We start from the raw sequence: 15,410 nt of genomic DNA on the forward strand, positions 1-15,410 counted from the left end.
GTGGGTCTACGCGGGATCGATCCGCGTAGACCCACCGGGCACGCCCTGGCCGCTGTGCCCCAGCACCGGCGAAATCACCACGACGCTGGGCGTCGACTCTCTGCCTCGTAAGCGGGAGTTTATACGACGTATGTTCTGAAAGTGTTTCGGCTACCTGTCTTGCGGATTTACGGCAAGGTAGAATCCAGACCCTCGCGCGAGGTGTTTTTCACCGCTTTGTACGGTGCCTTTGCGATGTCACCTCGTAATTCCAAGCCGGTGCGGTAGGCCGGATCTCGTCGGTGAATTTCACAAGCGAAATGCGAACGGCGATGGCCACCTGGATATGCCCGGGGAATGTGCCGGACGCCGCACCACTTCGAGCCTATCGGCACCGGCACGCCCCTGAGGCGTTATCGATCAGATTGCCGGGGCATCATCGACCGTAGCGCGAGCCCCGGCGTGTCGGGGACGGCCCCAAGCGGCCCGTGGTCGCGGGACGTTCACTCAAGGAAGGACCCTTCGATGGGGGAGAAGGTCGCCGCGGGCGGGATCGACCTGGCGGACCGGGAGCGTTATCGAAGAAAGCTTCACGAGTGTCTCGAGGGCTTGCAGAGGCTGCTGGCGGAGAAGCGGTTCGACCGGCCCAGGAATCTCATGGGCCTGGAGATCGAGCTCAATCTGGCGGGCCCGGACGGTCTGCCCCGCATGATGAACTCCCAGGTTCTCGAGCGCATCGCCAGCCGTGATTTCCAGACCGAACTCGCCCAGTGCAACCTGGAAGTCAACATCCTGCCGCACCGATTGTCCGGCCATGTCCTGGACCAGCTCGCCGAGGAACTCCGTACGGGGCTGGCCTACGCGGAAAGGCAGGCCCGCGAGGTCGCCGCCAGGATCGTGATGATCGGTATTCTGCCGACCCTGCACGCCAGTGACCTCACGGCGGCCAGTCTCTCCGAGAACGACCGCTATGTGCTGCTCAACGAGCAGATGAGGGCGGCCCGCGGCGAGGACTTCGCACTCGACATCCAGGGTGTCGAGCATCTGGTCGCCCGCTCGCCCTCGATCGCGCCGGAGGCCGCCTGCACGTCCGTCCAGTTGCACCTCCAGGTGACGCCCGGCCGCTTCGCCGCCGTCTGGAACGCGGCCCAGGCCATCGCCGCGGTGCAGGTGGCGGTCGGTGCCAACTCGCCGTTCCTCTTCGGCCGTGAGCTGTGGCGCGAGTCGCGGCCGCCGGTCTTCCAGCAGGCCACCGACACCCGCGCGCCCGAGCTGACGGCCCAGGGCGTACGTCCCCGGACGTGGTTCGGAGAGCGCTGGATCAGCTCCGCATACGACCTGTTCGAGGAGAACCTGCGCTACTTCCCGCCGCTGCTGCCCCTGTGCGGCCCGCAGGAGCCGCTGCGCGTCCTCGACGAGGGCGGAGTGCCCGACCTCGCCGAACTGGTGCTGCACAACGGCACGGTCTACCGCTGGAACCGGCCCGTCTACGCCGTCACCGACGGCGTCGCCCACCTCAGGGTCGAGAACCGGGTGCTGCCGGCCGGCCCCACTGTCGCCGACGTGATCGCCAACACCGCCTTCTACTACGGCGTGGTGCGAGCGCTGGCCGAGGAGCCGCGCCCCATATGGTCGCGCCTTCCGTTCGACACCGCGGCCCGGAACTTCGACACCGCCTGCCGGCACGGCATCGACGCCACCCTGCTCTGGCCGCGTCCCGGGCGGGCCGGCACGCTCGCGGAGATACCGGCCGTACGGCTCGTACGCCAGGAGCTGTTGCCGTTGGCGGCCCGCGGGCTGGACGCCTGGGGCGTGGAACCGGCCGACCGCGACCGCTATCTGGCCATCATCGAGGAGCGCTGCCGGCGTCGGGTGAACGGCGCCTCCTGGCAGGCCGCGGCCTTCCACCACGCCCGGCGGCAGGGCCTGGGCCGGGAGGCCGCGCTCGCCGCGATGACCCGGCGCTACAGCGAGCTGATGCACGCCGGCCAGCCGGTGCACACCTGGCCGGTGGCCTGGGCGCTCGGCGAGCGGTGGGCCGTGCCGGGACCGCGGCAGGCGGCGACCGGGGGCGCGTAGGGCCCGGCTGGGGTGCGGGCGGGGCCGCTCAGCGCCTTCCGGTGCCGCCCGCCGCCATGATGGCCTTGAGGATCACCTGGTGGATCTGGGACGGGTCGCCGACGCGGTGCGCCGAGCCGCCGGTGGGCGCCACGATGCGCTCCAGGGCGGACTCGTCCGCCTCCGGGCCGATCGCGAGGGCGATCAGCGGTACCGGACGGTCCGGGGAGGAGAGCTTCTTCAACTCGCCGACCAGGGCGCCGAGGGAGATGCCGCCGACGTCGTCGTTGGCGCCGTCGGTGACGACGACCACCGCGTTGAACTTCCCGCTCGCATACGTCGCACGGGCGCTTCGGTAGGCGGCGAGCGTGGTGTCGTACAGACCGGTGGCGCCGTGGGGGGCCGGGGCGAGCGAGCCGAACGCGGCGGCGAGCGCATCGCGGTGGGTGGCGCCGTCCTCACCCCGGTCGCCGAGGCGGCTGGTGGGTGACAGCTCCACGTAGTCCTTGCCGCCGTCCAGAAGGGTGGCGAACTTCCACAGTCCGACCTCGTCCTCGGGCGTGAACGTGGCCAGCGCCTGGAGGAGGGAGTTCCTGGCGAGGTCCATACGGGATTGGCCGCCCCGGCCCGGAACCTGACTGCCCATCGACGCCGAGACGTCCACGACGGTGCAGATCCGGGCGCTCTGCACCGTGATCGTCCACATGCCCAGCAGCGCCCGCAGTTCCTTGGCCGTCGGCTGATCGGCGGGCGCGACCGCGTACGGCTGGGCGGCGCGCCCGCCGGCCGTGTCCACCACCTTCGCGACCGCGGCGCCGTTGCCGGGTCGGAAGCCGCGTGCGCGCAGCGTGCGCTGCCCGCCCGGCTCGCCCAGCAGCGTCAGGAAGCGGTTGGCGGCGCGGGTCTGCTCGGGGCTGAGCGCGCCGTCGTCGACCAGGGTGTACGGGTAGGTGAGCTGGGCGGCGCCGTCCTTGGGGTAGAACAGCTCCAGTCGCGGGCCGCCGTCGGCACGGGTGTTGTGGGCGTAGGCGGCCTGCTCGGACAGCAGCAGCGCCTGGTTGCGGCGCGGATTGCCCTGCTCGGCTCCGGAGCCGTCGCGCGGCAACGTGGCCGGTATCTGGCCGTCGCCGTCCGCGACCCGCTGGGCGAGGAGCTTCGCCGTGGCGGCGGTGCGGACTTCGGCCTCGTCGTCGTCCTTGGCTTCCGCGGTGTCGACGGCGTGGATACGGGCCAGGGCGAGCAGCCCGGTGGCGCTGCGGGCCGGGTCGGCCATACCCAGGCGCAGCGCGTCGCCGGATGTCGCGGTCCGGGTCAGCTCGGCCCAGGTGTAGGTCTTTTTCGGCCAGCCCAGTGCCTTGGCGGTCTTCGGGACGGCGCCCAGCGCGATCGGCGAGGAGGCGATGGTGTCGGCGGCGGTCAACGGGGTGCCGCGCTCCGCGTCGACCCGGTCCACCCACAGGTGCGAATCCGGTATCCACACCTGGAACTCGGGGTCGACCGGCCGTTGGCCGAAGGAGTCGGCGATCTCGCGGGAGGGGCGTGCGGTGATCCTGACGTCGAGGCATCGGCCGTCGGTGCGGGTCGCGTCCTCGCGGGCCGTCTTGGCCACCGCCGCCAGTGCCGGGGCGATATCGGGCGAGGCGGCCACGTCGAGCCGTACCGACGCGCCGTCGCACGGGTCGCCGAAGGGGAGCAGATCGCTGCGCAGGGCGACGACCGAGCCGGCGGCGACGGCGAGGGCCAGGCTGGTGGAGACGACCAGGGTGCGACGACGTGCATCGGGGCGGGCCCCGATGCGCCGCGGTGCGGGGGCGTCCGGCAAGCTGTGTCGTCCCATTGCGGTAGCGCCTCTCCTTCTCGGAGCTCGATCGGGTTCGATGAGAAGAGGGACCGCGCGCCACGTGGATGGCGCCCGTCCCCGGCCTGTCGCGCGCGATCTTCGTACCTGCTGTCGAGACCCTAGCGGGGCGGTGGTGGCGAAGAGGCGGTAATGCGGAAGTGGAGGAAGCGTGCAGTCGGATACAAGTCCCGTGGCCGATGGGGGCGTTCCGGGGCGAGGGCCCGGTGCGGGGGCGGGGACGGCCGAGGAGCCGTCCCGGCGCGTCCTGCGCAGCGAGACACTGATCGTCCTGGCCCTCTCGCTGGGTGCCAGCGCGCTGTCGGCGCTCATCAGCTTCATCGGGTCGGTGACCAAGCCCGGCGGCCTCAAGGACCAGGCGGCGACGCTCAACGCCTCCCATGCGCCGGGCCGGCCGTGGCTGGATCTCGCCTGGCAGCTGTTCGGGATCGCGAGCGCACTGGTGCCCGTGGCGCTGGTCGCGCATCTGCTGCTGCGGGAACGGGCCGGCGGGCTGCGGGTGATCGGCTTCGACCGGCGGCGGCCCGGCTTCGACCTGAGCCGGGGTGTCGCCCTGGCGGCCGCCATCGGGGGCAGCGGTCTGCTGCTCTATCTGGGTGCGCGGGCGGCCGGATTCAATCTGACGGTGATCCCCGAGGCGCTGCCCGAGGTGTGGTGGAAGATCCCGGTGCTGATCGCCTCCGCGGTGCAGAACGCCGTCCTGGAGGAGGTCATCGTCGTCGGGTATCTGCTGCGCAGACTGGGGCAGTTGGGGTGGTCTCCGATGGCGGCGCTGGCGGCCAGTTCGGTGCTGCGCGGTTCCTACCACCTCTACCAGGGCATCGGCGGCTTCTTCGGCAACATGGTGATGGGCGTGATCTTCGTCCTGCTCTACCGGCGGTGGGGCCGGGTCGGACCGCTGGTCGCCGCGCACGCCTTGATAGACATCGTGGCGTTCGTCGGGTTCGCGCTGCTGGCGGGCAAGGTGGGGTGGCTGCCTACGGGGTGAGGCGAGGGCGAGGGCCGATGCCCTCGCCCTCATCTACTTCCCGCGGCTCGGTCGGCTGCTCTTCGCTCAGTCCTTGACCAGCAGTTCGCCGTCGATCACCGTGACCGCCGACCCGGTGAGCAGCGTACGGTCGCCGCGCAGCTCGGTACGGACGTAGCCGGTACGGGCCGAGCCCTGCAGCCCGATCAGCGAGTCGCGGCCCATACGGGCCGACCAGAAGGGGGCGAGCGCGGTGTGCGCGCTGCCCGTCACCGGGTCCTCGTCGATGCCCAGCGCCGGGAAGAAGCAGCGCGAGACGAAGTCGTAGCCGCCGACGGGGTCTTCGGCGCGCGCGGTGGCGATCACCCCTCGGCCGCCGTGCCCGGCGAGCGACCTGAGGTCCGGCGACAGCGTGCGTACGGAACTCTCGTCGGCCAGCTCGACCAGGAGGTCGCCGACATCGGGCCCGGTGTCGTGGGCCGAGCGGATCTCGGTGCCCAGTGCGTCCGCGACGACCGGCGGCACCTCTACGGGCGTCAGCGGCGCGGTCGGGAAGTCCATGGTGATCGTGCCGTCGTCGCCGGCCGTCGTGGTCGGCACCCCGCTGCGGGTGCGGAAGCGGACCGTACCGGTGGCCGCCCCTGTGGTGTGGAGAACGTGCGCGGTGGCCAAAGTGGCGTGCCCGCACATGTTCACCTCGGCGGCCGGGGTGAGCCAGCGCAGTGCCCAGTCGGCGTCCCCGCCCTCGGGCAGCGGGTGCGCGAAGGCGGTCTCGGAGAGGTTGACCTCGGTGGCGACCTGCTGGAGCCAGGCGGTGTCGGGGAACGCGTCGGAGTCGAGGAGCACGACTCCCGCGGGGTTGCCGGTGAACGGACGCGCACTGAAGGCGTCGACGATACGAATCCTCATGGCCGCGAGCGTAGAGGTGCCACAAAGCCGCAGGCCAAGGCCAATTCCAGAAAATTGGCTATGGATGGTGGCCGGCCGATCGCCTGCGGAGGTAGCTCGGGGTCTTGCTTCGACGAACAGTCCCGATATATCGTTGAGGCATCGCGATAGATTCGCGACAGCTCAACGATCGAGAGGGAGAACGACATGCGTTCCCAAGGACACGACCACGGGCACGAGCATCGCCATGACTACTGCGGACCCGGCCGCTCCGGCGGTCGCGGGGAGTTCGGGGGCGGCTGGGAGCGGCGGCGCTCCGCTTTCGGCTCCTTCGGTCCGCCCTTCGGGGGCCCGCCTTTCGGCGGCGGCCGAGGGCGCGGCGGACCGCGCGGCCGGGCGCGCCGCGGCGATGTGCGCGCCTCGATACTGGCGCTGCTCAAGGACCGCCCGATGCACGGCTACGAAATGATCCAGGAGATCGCCGAGCGCAGCGGTGGGGCGTGGAAGCCGAGCCCCGGCTCGGTCTATCCGACCCTGCAGCTCCTGGAGGACGAGGGGTTGATCGCCAGCGCCAGCGAGGGGGGCAAGAAGCTGTTCTCGCTGACCGACGCCGGGCGCGCCGAGGCGGACAGCGGCTCGGACGCCCCCTGGGAGGACGCCGGCCGGGGCGTCGACTGGGAGGCGATGAACGAGATACGCAAGGCGGGCGGCGGCCTGGTCGAGGCGTTCCGTCAGGTGTGGGCCACCGGCAGCCCCGAGCAGCGGGAGAAGGCCATGGCGGTGGTCAACAAGGCCCGCAAGGAGCTGTATCTGATCCTTGCCGAAGAGGACTGAGCGGCGGTGGACGGTGAGAGGGGTGGTCGGCGGTCTCCGGGGGCCGGACGGAAGGGGCGGCGGCCCCCGGAGAGTCAGGAGACCAGGCCGGCGAGCTTGCGCAGCGACTCGTTCAGTGCGGCGCTCGCCGAGTCCTTGAGCTTGCCGGTCATCAGTGAGACCGCCGCGCCGGTGAACGTGCCGTCGATCCGCACGGCCGTCGCCTCGCCGTTCGGCGTGAGCGCATAGCGCATGCCCAGGCTGACGCCCATCGGGCCCTTGCCCTGGATGTCGAGCAGTCGTCCCGGCTCCAGCTCCCGGACGGTCCAGGTGACCTCCGCGGGGAAGCCCATCAGCTTCATGTGCTCTTCGTAGGACGCGCCCGCCTCGAGCGTCTTCGGTCCGCCCTTGGGGAAGGCGGTGTGGGTGGCGTTCCACTCCCCGTACGCATCGAAGTCGGTGAGCCGGTCCCAGATCTTCCCGGCCGGTGCCTCGATACGGGTCTGGGCGGTGACTTCGGCCATGCGATCACCCCTTCGGTGACGGTCCTGGCTGGTGCCGCGGAACGTAGCCGCACGGGGGTGAAGGTTCAAGAGTGAGGGACGCTCCGGCTGATGGCTCGTCAGGTGTCGGGAGTGGCCTGTTTCGGCGGCAGGTTCGGGAGGGGGCGTGACATGTGGCTATGACGTGGGGCCTGTCGCCCCGTATGTCCGATCTTCATGGTTCCCCCGCATTTTCTCCGCGGGATGTCTCCTCCCTAGGGAGGAGATCCGGTGCGGGCATCCCCAACCAGCGTGGGATGCGCAAATGCTTCCCGCCGGGGATGTTCCCGGCCATGGGGGCTGGTGGGGTGGGAGCTGTGCAAAACCGTACTGCGTACAGTGGCGGCGACGGCTCCGCCCAGGAGGACCTCGACAGTCAGCTCACCGTCGAGCTCGCGTCGGTGGTCTCCGCTGCCCGCAGGCGGGCCACCCGCGACGGTGACCGGCAGGTCGACACCGCACATCTGCTGCACGGGCTGCTGGAATCGGACCCCGCCGTACGCGCGGCCTTCGACGGCGGGCCGCAGGTGGCGCGGCTGCTCGGCTACCTGGTCCAGCGCAGCATCGGCTACGGACTCCAATGGCACGGCACCGTCGAGGACTCCGGCGCGGTCCCCATGGTCACCGAGGGCGGAGTCCCCGGGTGGTCACCGGCCGCGGCCGCCGCCATGGACGGCGCCCTCGACCGCGCGCACGCGCGCTACGCCCTCCGCGCCGGCTGTCTCGATCTCCTCGCCGCGCTGGTGGACGACCCCGAATCCCGGGCCGTGGAGGTCTTGCACCGGGCCTCCGTCGACACCGCCGCGCTCGCCGCTCGTCTGGACGGGGAGCGCCCGGGCCAGGACTGACAGGGGTATCGGGGGTGACGCTCCTGACGACGGCTGTCATGATGACCCGATGCACGCGTCTTCGGGAAGCCCGGCAGGTCCAGCGACCGGCCCGGGGCAGGCGACTCCAGCGTCCCCGGCTGCCGGGCAGCCGTCATCCGGCTCCGGGCCGGGCCGCAGCGCGCCCCGGGGACGTGGCGCGGGCCTGGGCCTCGCCCTGCTGTCCGCCCTCGCCTTCGGCGGTTCGGGCGTGGCCGCCAAGCCGCTGATCGAGGCCGGTCTCGAACCGCTGCATGTGACCTGGCTGCGGGTGGCCGGCGCCGCGCTGGTGATGCTGCCGATCGCCTGGCGCCACCGGGACCTGCCGCGCCGTCGGCCCGCCCTGCTCGCGGGCTTCGGCCTGCTCGCCGTGGCCGGCGTACAGGCCTGCTACTTCGCCGCGATCTCCCGCATCCCCGTCGGCGTCGCGCTGCTCATCGAATACCTCGCTCCCGCCCTCGTCCTGGGCTGGGTCCGCTTCGTCCAGAAGCGGCCGGTCACCCGCGCCGCCGCGGTCGGGGTCGTGCTCGCCGTAAGCGGCCTGGCCTGCGTCGTGGAGGTCTGGTCCGGGCTGAGCTTCGACGTCGTCGGTCTGGCCCTCGCGCTCGGCGCGGCCTGCTGCCAGGTCGGCTACTTCGTGCTCTCCGACCACGGCGCCGACGACGAGGACTCCGCCGACCCGCTCGGCGTGATCGCGTACGGCCTGCTCATCGGTGCCGTCGTCCTCACGGTGATCGCCCGCCCCTGGGGCATGGACTGGTCGGTGCTCGGCGGCGGCGCGGAGATGAACGGCGTCCGGCTGCCCGCCGCCGCGCTGCTCGCCTGGATCGTGCTGGTCGCGACGGTGGCCGCCTACCTCACCGGCGTGGTGTCGATCCGTCGGCTCTCGCCCCAGGTGGCAGGGGTGGTCGCCTGCCTGGAGGCGGTCATCGCGACCGTCCTGGCCTGGGTGCTGCTCGGTGAGCACCTCTCCGCGCCGCAGATCGCGGGCGGGGCGGTGGTGCTGTGCGGCGCCTTCATCGCGCAGTCGGCCAAGCCGAAGTCGACGCAGACGGTGGTGGTCGCGGGAGCCGGTGCGCAGAGCGGGGACCTCGCGGGGGCGGGTGCTCCGGCGGACGCCGCAGCGCCGGTGGCCGCGGCGCCTCCGGCCGGCTCCGAGGACGACTTGGCCGCCGGATCACGCGCCACGTAGGGTGGCGATCATGCATTCGACCGTGCTGCCCCCGCCCGCCGCGTAAGGCGGGCGCGACCTCCGAGGAAACCCAGACCCGGGCAGTACCCGGGCTGTTCGTCGCTGCCTGCATACGGGATCACGCGACCGTTCCACGGCGCATCGCGCCGTACTGGATTTCCCGGAGCACACCTCCCATGCATGCCACTTCTGCCGTCACCCTGCCCGTGGGCCGGGGGCTGCTGTACGTCACCTTCGCCGCGACCGCCTGGGGCACCGCGGGTGCGGCCGCGGCCCTGCTCTACCGGGGCAGCGGACTGGGCCCGATCGCCCTCACCTTCTGGCGCACCTTCGGCGGACTGCTTCTGCTGCTCGCCGTACGGGCGCTGCGGCGCCGCCGGTCCGGCGCCCCCGTCGCCCCTGCTCCGTACGAGCCGATCCGTCGGCGCGCCATGCGCCTCGCCGTGACCGGCATCGCCCTCGCCGTCTTCCAGGCCGCCTACTTCGCGGCCGTCGAGGCCACGGGCCTGGCTGTGGGCACCGTCGTCACCATGGGGGCGGGACCCGTCCTCATCGCCATCGGGGCGCGCGTGACGATGGGCGAACGGCTCGGTGCGGGCGGAGCACTGGCCGTCGCCGGTGCGCTGACCGGGCTGCTGATCCTGGTGCTCGGCGGGGACGGCGCCGCGACCGTCCGTCCCGCCGGTGTCGGCTACGCCCTGCTGTCCGCGACCGGCTGCGCCGCGATGACACTGGCCACCCGGCGGCTGGGCAAGGGCGGCGGCAGCGATCCGTACGCCTCGGCGATCAGCGCGTTCGCGGTGGCCGCGCTGTGCCTGCTGCCGCTCGCGGTGATGGAGGGGCTGTGGCCCCAGACGCACGATCTGGGGCGCAGCCTGTGGCTGATGGGCTATATCGCGGCGGTGCCGACGGCGCTGGCCTATGGGCTGTACTTCGCCGGGCTGGCCGCTGTACGGGCCGCGACCGCCTCCGTGATCTCACTGATCGAGCCGGTGTCGGCCGCGGCCATCGCGGTGCTCCTCCTGGGGGAGCGGCTGACCATGGCCACGGCGGTCGGGACCGGCGTGCTGCTGACGGCGGTCGCCGCGCTGGCGGTGACGGAGGCGCGCGGGGCGAGGGCGGCCACCGGGTCGGCGGCTCCGGCGGCGGGCTGAGGACGCGTGCCCGGCCGGTCGCCTCGGCCGGGCACCCCCGTCACACCGGGGACGGAAGGGGCACCCAGGCTCTTCAGGGCGAGGGCGTTCCCGTAGTGGCCGAGGCCGCTGCCAGGCGACGCTGCTGGTGGCCGCGGGCCGCCGCGTCCCCGGGGCCGCCGCGCTCGGCGAGGCGCTCCGAGACGCGGTGCTGGACGGCCTCGCTCCGCTTGCCGCCGTACTTGAACTTGGCGCGTACCTCCCGCACTTCGAGGCGCAGCCCGCGGATGCCGGACAGCAGCCGCCCGTACGGCTCCTCGCCCGCGGCGACCGGAGCCGAGCCGCCGTCCGGCTGGAAGTGGCCCATCTGGCGCTGCAGCAGCGCCGCCTTGGCCTCCGGGTCGTCCACGACGTGGGCGGTGCAGGTCAGCTGGACCGCGGCGTAGAAGCTGGTGGGGACGCCGTGTTCGGGCGGCTGGTCCTCCGCCGCCTGCCAGGGGCCGGGGATGAAGGCGTAGTCGTCCACCACGCTCAAAAGGACCGTCGGGTGGTCGGCCAGCGCGTGCCAGAGGGGGTGGGGGCGGGCCAGATGCGTGACGGCCTCGCGGCGCTCCGGGTCGTAGGCGAAGTGCAGCGGCTGCACCAGCGGCGGCTCACCGGACGGTCCGTTGGCGGCCAGCTGGCCGAAGTCGTGCGCCGCGAGCCAGTGTTGCCACTCGGTGTCGTCGCGGGGCGCGTCCCAGGGGTGGATCAGCACGGTGGCTCCTCAGCGGGCGGGGAGGTACGCCGGCTCGGGGACGCCGGGCGCGAGGTCGTCGGACGGTATGGGGGCGCCGTACGCCGGGGCCACGGGAAGGACGCCGCTCCAGTACGGCAGGGCGAGGTCTTCGGGCTCGTCGTGGGGGCCGCCGGTGCGGATCTTGGCGGAGACCTCGCGCAGGTCGAGCCGGATCACGGAGGTGGCGGCCAGCTCCTTGGCGTTGCCGGGGCGGGAGTCCGCGGCGCGCCCGGGCAGCACATGGTCGACGAGCGCGTCGAGGGCGGCCGTCTTCTCCTCCGCTCCGGTCACCTGATACGCGGTGCCGTGGACCACGACGCAGCGGTAGTTGATGGAGTGGTGGAACGCGGAGCGGGCCAGCACCAGGCCGTCGACATGGGTGACCGTGACGCAGACCGCGAGTCCGGGGTCGGGTGCCTCGCCGGCCATCCGCAGCGGGCGGGAGCCCGTCGAGCCGTGCAGATAGAGGCGGTCGCCGACCCGGCCGTAGAGCGTCGGCAGCACGACCGGGGAGCCGTCGCGGACGAAGCCCAGATGGCAGACGTACCCGGCGTCGAGGATGTCGTGCACCGTCTCGTGGTCGTATGCGGCGCGCTCGCGGGCGCGGGTGGGCGTCGTGCGGCCGGTCGGTTCGTACGACTCTGCTGCGGACATTGCGAACTCCATTGCACTAGTGCATAATCAAGTTTGTGCTAGGAGAGTATCGGATCGAAGGGCGGCGCGCATCGGAGATTGCCGCCAGTGTCGAGCGAGCCGTCGGTGCGGGCGAGCTCCAGCCGGGTGAAGTCCTGCCCCCGCTCAGGGAGTTGGCCGTCTACTTGGAGGTCAATCCGAATACGGTCGCGGCCGCGTACCGCACGCTCCGCGACCGGGGTGTGATCGAGACGGCGGGCCGTCGTGGCAGCCGGGTGCGCCCCCGCCCGGCGAGCACCCCGCGTGAGGCGTTGCGGGTGGAGGTGCCGCCGGGCGTCCGCGACGCCTCCGACGGCAACCCCGACCCGGCCCTGCTGCCTCCGCTCGAACGTGCCCTGGCCGAGGCCGCGGCGCGCGCCGCGAGACGCCCGGTGCTCTACGGCGCACCGGCCGTCGACGAGGACCTCGCGGCCGTGGCCCGCTCGTCCTTCGCCGCGGACGGTGTGACCGACGGCCCGATCGCCGTCACCAGCGGCTCATTGGACGCCATCGAACGGGTGCTGGCCGCCCATCTGCGGCCCGGTGACACCGTCGCGGTGGAGGATCCGGGGTGGGGCAGCCTGCTGGATCTCATCCCGGCGCTCGGACTGCGCCCCGCGCCGGTCGGGGTGGACGACGACGGCCCGCTGCCCGACCGGTTGGCGGGCGCTCTTCAGGACGGCGCGCGTGCGGTCGTCATCACCGACCGGGCGCAGAACCCGACGGGTGCCGCCGTCAGCCCCGCCCGCGCCGGCGAGCTGCGTGCGCTCCTGGCGGACCACCCCGGAGTGCTGCTCATCGAGGACGATCATGGCCATGGCATCGTCGACCTCCCGCTCCACCCGCTCTCCGGCGTCACCGACCACTGGGCCCTGGTCCGCTCGACGGCCAAGTCCTACGGCCCCGACCTGCGTCTGGCGGTGCTCACCGGCGACGCCCTGACGGTGGACCGGGTGCGGGGCCGGCAGCGCCTGGGCCCCGGCTGGGTCAGCCATCTGCTTCAGGACGCGGTCCTGCATCTGTGGCGGACGTCCGCGATCGACCCGAAGACGGTGGCCGCTGCGTACGGCCGGCGTCGGGACGCGCTGATACGCGCCCTGGCCGAGCGCGGAGTGCCCGCGCGGGGCCGCAGCGGTATGAACGTCTGGGTGCCCGTCCCGGACGAGACCGGTGCGGTTGCCCGGCTGCTGCACTCCGGCTGGGCGGTGGCCCCCGGCGCCCGTTTCCGTCTGCACTCCCCGCCCGGTATCCGCATCACCGTCTCCGGCCTCGGCGAGCACGACATCGCCCCTGTGGCCGACGCGGTCGCCGCGGCCACAGGGGTGGGGGAGGCCCGGAGGTACGAGTGAGCGGGGCCCGGCCGCTCGGCTGCTGGCCGGTGGGCGAACATCGCCTCGTCGGCCGAGCCGGTCGGGCGCCGGGCGCCGTTCTCACGGGCTACGGGCTACGGGCTACGGGCTACGGGGCACAGGCCACGGCCTACGGGGCACAGGCCACGGGGCACGGGGCACGGGCCGGGCGTCAGGGCGGCCCGTCCGGCCCCGACCCGATGGTCAGGCCCGACGGCCAGAGCGGTCCGTGGTGATCGTGGTGGTCGTGGTGGAGGTGGCGACCGGAGTTGAGGGACGGGTGGGGCGGGGCTTGCTCTGGGTGAGGGCGGCGCCGAACAGGATGATCAGGGCGCCGATGGGCGTGTGCCAGCTCAGCTGCTCGCCCAGGAGGGCGACTCCGGCGGCGGTGGCGATCACGGGGACGAAGTAGGTGACCATCTGGGCCGTGGTCGGACCGACCTCGGCGACCAGGCCGTACTGGAGGAGGAAGGCGAAACCGGTGCCCAGGGCGCCGAGCGCGAAGACGGCGAGCAGCGGGACGATCGGGTAGCCGGTCGGCGCGGACGTGAACAGGGGGGTGACCACCGCCAGTTGGGCGGTGGCGAGCAGCAGCTGGGCGCTGGACATGGAGAGGTGTGACTGCCCGGCGCCGGCCAGGGTGCGGCGGACGTAGATCCAGCCGATGGGGTAGCTGAGCGAGGCGCCGAGCGCCATCGCGGTGCCCGTCAGATCCGTGCCGGCGAAGCCCTGCCAGGCGCCGAGCACGGTCAGTACGCCCAGGAAGCCGATGCCCAGGCCCGCGACCCGGCGCCGGGTGGGGCGGTCCTCGGACAGCGCGACGACCGACAGCGCCATGCCCCACAGCGGGGAGGTGGCGTTGCAGATGCCGGCGAGGGTGGAGGGGATGGTCAGCTCGGAGTAGGCGAAGAGCGAGAACGGCAGCGCGTTGAGGAAGAACGCGGCGACGGCGAGATGGCCCCAGGTGCGCAGGGAGCGAGGGAGTCGCTCGCGCCTGATCGCGAGGATGGTCAGCAGTACCAGCGCACCGAACGCCACCCGGCCCAGCGTGACCTGCAGCGGCGCGAAGCTCTGCGTTCCCACCTTGATGAAGAGGAAGCTGAAGCCCCAGATCAGGACGAGGACGGCGAAGCGGGCCTGCCAGCCGAAGGCGCGAAGGCGGCGCGCGGGCCGGTTGCCGGATTCGGGGGAGACCGGGGCGGCGGAGGCGGCCGGGGAGGGGGTGCCGACGGGCTGCGGGGCAGCGGGGTCGGTAGGGGACGAGGGGGAGTTCGCGGTGCGGGCGGAGGCGGTGGGTGCGCCGGTGGCGGTGCTCATGGCGTCAACGATGCGGCGTACAAATTCGTAGCACAAGCGAAATTCTGTGGGGGGTATCGATTAGCATTGCTTACATGTTGAACCTTGATCGCCTACGGACGCTGAGCGCGGTCGCCCGTCATGGGTCGGTGAGCGCGGCCGCCGAGGGACTGCATGTGACGACGTCGGCCGTCTCGCAGCAGATCGCCAAGCTGGAGCGGGAGACCGGTCAGCAGCTGCTGGCGAAGAACGGCCGGGGGGTGCGGCTGACCGACGCCGGTCGGCTGCTGGCCGACCATGCGGTGCGCATCCTCTCCCAGGTCGAACTGGCGCAGGCGGAGCTGGAGGCGCATCGCGGTCAAGCGGTGGGCGAGCTGCGGATGGGCGCCTTCCCCACCGCGGCCCGGGGGCTGTTCCCGTCCGCGCTCGTCGCCCTGCGCGCCGAACACCCCCAGCTGCGCGCCGGGTTGACGGAGCTGGACCCCGATGCGTCGGTACGCCAAGTGGTGCGCGGCGATATCGATCTGGCGGTCGTACTGGACTGGTACAACCGGCCGTTGTCCCTGCCCGAAGGGCTGGCGAAGGCCCCGCTCCTGGACGATCCGGCCGATGTGGCGATGCCCTCGACGCATCCGCTGGCCGGGCGCACGTCGGTGGAGCTGGAGGATTTCGCGGACGACGAGTGGATCTCCTGGCCGCAGGGCGAGTTCTGCAACGAATGGCTGATGTTCACCCTGCGCAGCAAGGGCGTGGAGCCGCGCATCGCGCACATGGCGGAGGAGCACGGCACCCAGCTCGCCCTGATCGCGGCCGGGCTGGGGGTCGCGGTGGCTCCGCGCCTCGGCCGCGGGCCGGTGCCGGACGGGGTGAGCGTGGTACCCGTACGCCATACCATGCGCCGCCATGTGTACGCCATCTGGCGCGCGGACGCGGACCGCAGACCCTCGATCCGGGCCGCGGTGGCAGCGCTTCGCGCGGCCGGGAAGGATCTGGAGGGCTGCTGACGCGATGGCGGCGGC

The 15,410-nt window shown here is 72.4% G+C and carries 14 protein-coding genes; 8 read left to right on the forward strand and 6 right to left on the reverse strand.

The annotated features are described in order from the left end of the window. Positions 1 to 504: 504 nt before the first annotated feature. Positions 505 to 2,058 (forward strand): glutamate-cysteine ligase family protein, encoded by a 1,554-nt coding sequence (locus ACFWZH_RS27530; RefSeq protein ID WP_384436712.1) that lies wholly within the window; start codon positions 505 to 507, stop codon positions 2,056 to 2,058. A gap of 28 nt (positions 2,059 to 2,086) precedes the next feature. Here ACFWZH_RS27530 and ACFWZH_RS27535 read toward each other — a convergent pair whose 3' ends face one another. Then, on the reverse strand, positions 2,087 to 3,874 hold the full coding sequence (locus tag ACFWZH_RS27535; RefSeq protein ID WP_384436715.1) for a substrate-binding and VWA domain-containing protein: 1,788 nt from the start codon (positions 3,872 to 3,874) through the stop codon (positions 2,087 to 2,089). 193 nt (positions 3,875 to 4,067) lie between these two features. On the opposite strand from ACFWZH_RS27535, the gene ACFWZH_RS27540 reads away from it, so the two are divergent. Further along, positions 4,068 to 4,883 carry a CPBP family intramembrane glutamic endopeptidase gene (locus ACFWZH_RS27540; RefSeq protein ID WP_384436718.1) on the forward strand — a complete coding sequence of 272 codons (816 nt, stop codon included), beginning with the start codon at positions 4,068 to 4,070 and terminating at the stop codon, positions 4,881 to 4,883. 66 nt (positions 4,884 to 4,949) lie between these two features. On the opposite strand, the gene ACFWZH_RS27545 is transcribed toward ACFWZH_RS27540, so the two are convergent. Continuing rightward, positions 4,950 to 5,771, reverse strand: a complete 822-nt coding sequence (locus tag ACFWZH_RS27545) for a PhzF family phenazine biosynthesis protein (RefSeq protein ID WP_384436722.1) — start codon at positions 5,769 to 5,771, stop codon at positions 4,950 to 4,952. A 186-nt stretch (positions 5,772 to 5,957) separates the two neighbouring features. Here ACFWZH_RS27545 and ACFWZH_RS27550 point away from each other — a divergent pair, with 186 nt between their 5' ends. Further along, positions 5,958 to 6,584, forward strand: coding sequence for a PadR family transcriptional regulator (locus ACFWZH_RS27550; RefSeq protein ID WP_384436725.1), 627 nt, complete (start codon positions 5,958 to 5,960; stop codon positions 6,582 to 6,584). Between the two features lie 74 nt (positions 6,585 to 6,658). Here the strand turns inward: ACFWZH_RS27550 and ACFWZH_RS27555 are convergent, their stop codons facing one another. Next, positions 6,659 to 7,087, reverse strand: coding sequence for an SRPBCC family protein (locus ACFWZH_RS27555; RefSeq protein WP_384436728.1), 429 nt, complete (start codon positions 7,085 to 7,087; stop codon positions 6,659 to 6,661). A gap of 335 nt (positions 7,088 to 7,422) precedes the next feature. On the opposite strand from ACFWZH_RS27555, the gene ACFWZH_RS27560 reads away from it, so the two are divergent. The 3 genes from ACFWZH_RS27560 to ACFWZH_RS27570 all read left to right on the forward strand — a co-directional run bounded on the left by ACFWZH_RS27560 (position 7,423) and on the right by ACFWZH_RS27570 (position 10,317). Then, on the forward strand, positions 7,423 to 7,953 hold the full coding sequence (locus ACFWZH_RS27560) for a Clp protease N-terminal domain-containing protein (protein ID WP_384436731.1): 531 nt from the start codon (positions 7,423 to 7,425) through the stop codon (positions 7,951 to 7,953). A gap of 49 nt (positions 7,954 to 8,002) precedes the next feature. Continuing rightward, on the forward strand, positions 8,003 to 9,163 hold the full coding sequence (locus tag ACFWZH_RS27565; protein ID WP_384436734.1) for a DMT family transporter: 1,161 nt from the start codon (positions 8,003 to 8,005) through the stop codon (positions 9,161 to 9,163). 176 nt (positions 9,164 to 9,339) lie between these two features. Continuing rightward, entirely contained in the window at positions 9,340 to 10,317 is a 978-nt protein-coding gene (locus ACFWZH_RS27570; protein ID WP_384436736.1) for a DMT family transporter, read from the forward strand. A 73-nt stretch (positions 10,318 to 10,390) separates the two neighbouring features. Here the strand turns inward: ACFWZH_RS27570 and ACFWZH_RS27575 are convergent, their stop codons facing one another. Together ACFWZH_RS27575 and ACFWZH_RS27580 are read right to left on the reverse strand one after the other, a co-directional pair. Continuing rightward, the gene (locus ACFWZH_RS27575; RefSeq protein WP_384436739.1) at positions 10,391 to 11,053 is read right to left on the reverse strand and encodes an FMN-binding negative transcriptional regulator; all 663 of its coding nucleotides are present in this window, start codon (positions 11,051 to 11,053) and stop codon (positions 10,391 to 10,393) included. A gap of 9 nt (positions 11,054 to 11,062) precedes the next feature. Continuing rightward, positions 11,063 to 11,728: a pyridoxamine 5'-phosphate oxidase family protein gene (locus tag ACFWZH_RS27580; protein WP_384436741.1), complete on the reverse strand. Its 666-nt coding sequence runs from the start codon at positions 11,726 to 11,728 to the stop codon at positions 11,063 to 11,065. Between the two features lie 35 nt (positions 11,729 to 11,763). Here ACFWZH_RS27580 and ACFWZH_RS27585 point away from each other — a divergent pair, with 35 nt between their 5' ends. Continuing rightward, on the forward strand, positions 11,764 to 13,095 hold the full coding sequence (locus ACFWZH_RS27585) for an aminotransferase class I/II-fold pyridoxal phosphate-dependent enzyme (RefSeq protein WP_384436744.1): 1,332 nt from the start codon (positions 11,764 to 11,766) through the stop codon (positions 13,093 to 13,095). 204 nt (positions 13,096 to 13,299) lie between these two features. Here the strand turns inward: ACFWZH_RS27585 and ACFWZH_RS27590 are convergent, their stop codons facing one another. Next, on the reverse strand, positions 13,300 to 14,412 hold the full coding sequence (locus ACFWZH_RS27590; protein WP_384436746.1) for an EamA family transporter: 1,113 nt from the start codon (positions 14,410 to 14,412) through the stop codon (positions 13,300 to 13,302). A gap of 74 nt (positions 14,413 to 14,486) precedes the next feature. Here ACFWZH_RS27590 and ACFWZH_RS27595 point away from each other — a divergent pair, with 74 nt between their 5' ends. Continuing rightward, entirely contained in the window at positions 14,487 to 15,395 is a 909-nt protein-coding gene (locus ACFWZH_RS27595; RefSeq protein WP_384436748.1) for a LysR family transcriptional regulator, read from the forward strand. The last annotated feature ends 15 nt before the right edge of the window (positions 15,396 to 15,410 follow it).

Source organism: Streptomyces sp. NPDC059008 (assembly GCF_042749045.1).
Lineage (GTDB): Bacteria > Actinomycetota > Actinomycetes > Streptomycetales > Streptomycetaceae > Streptomyces.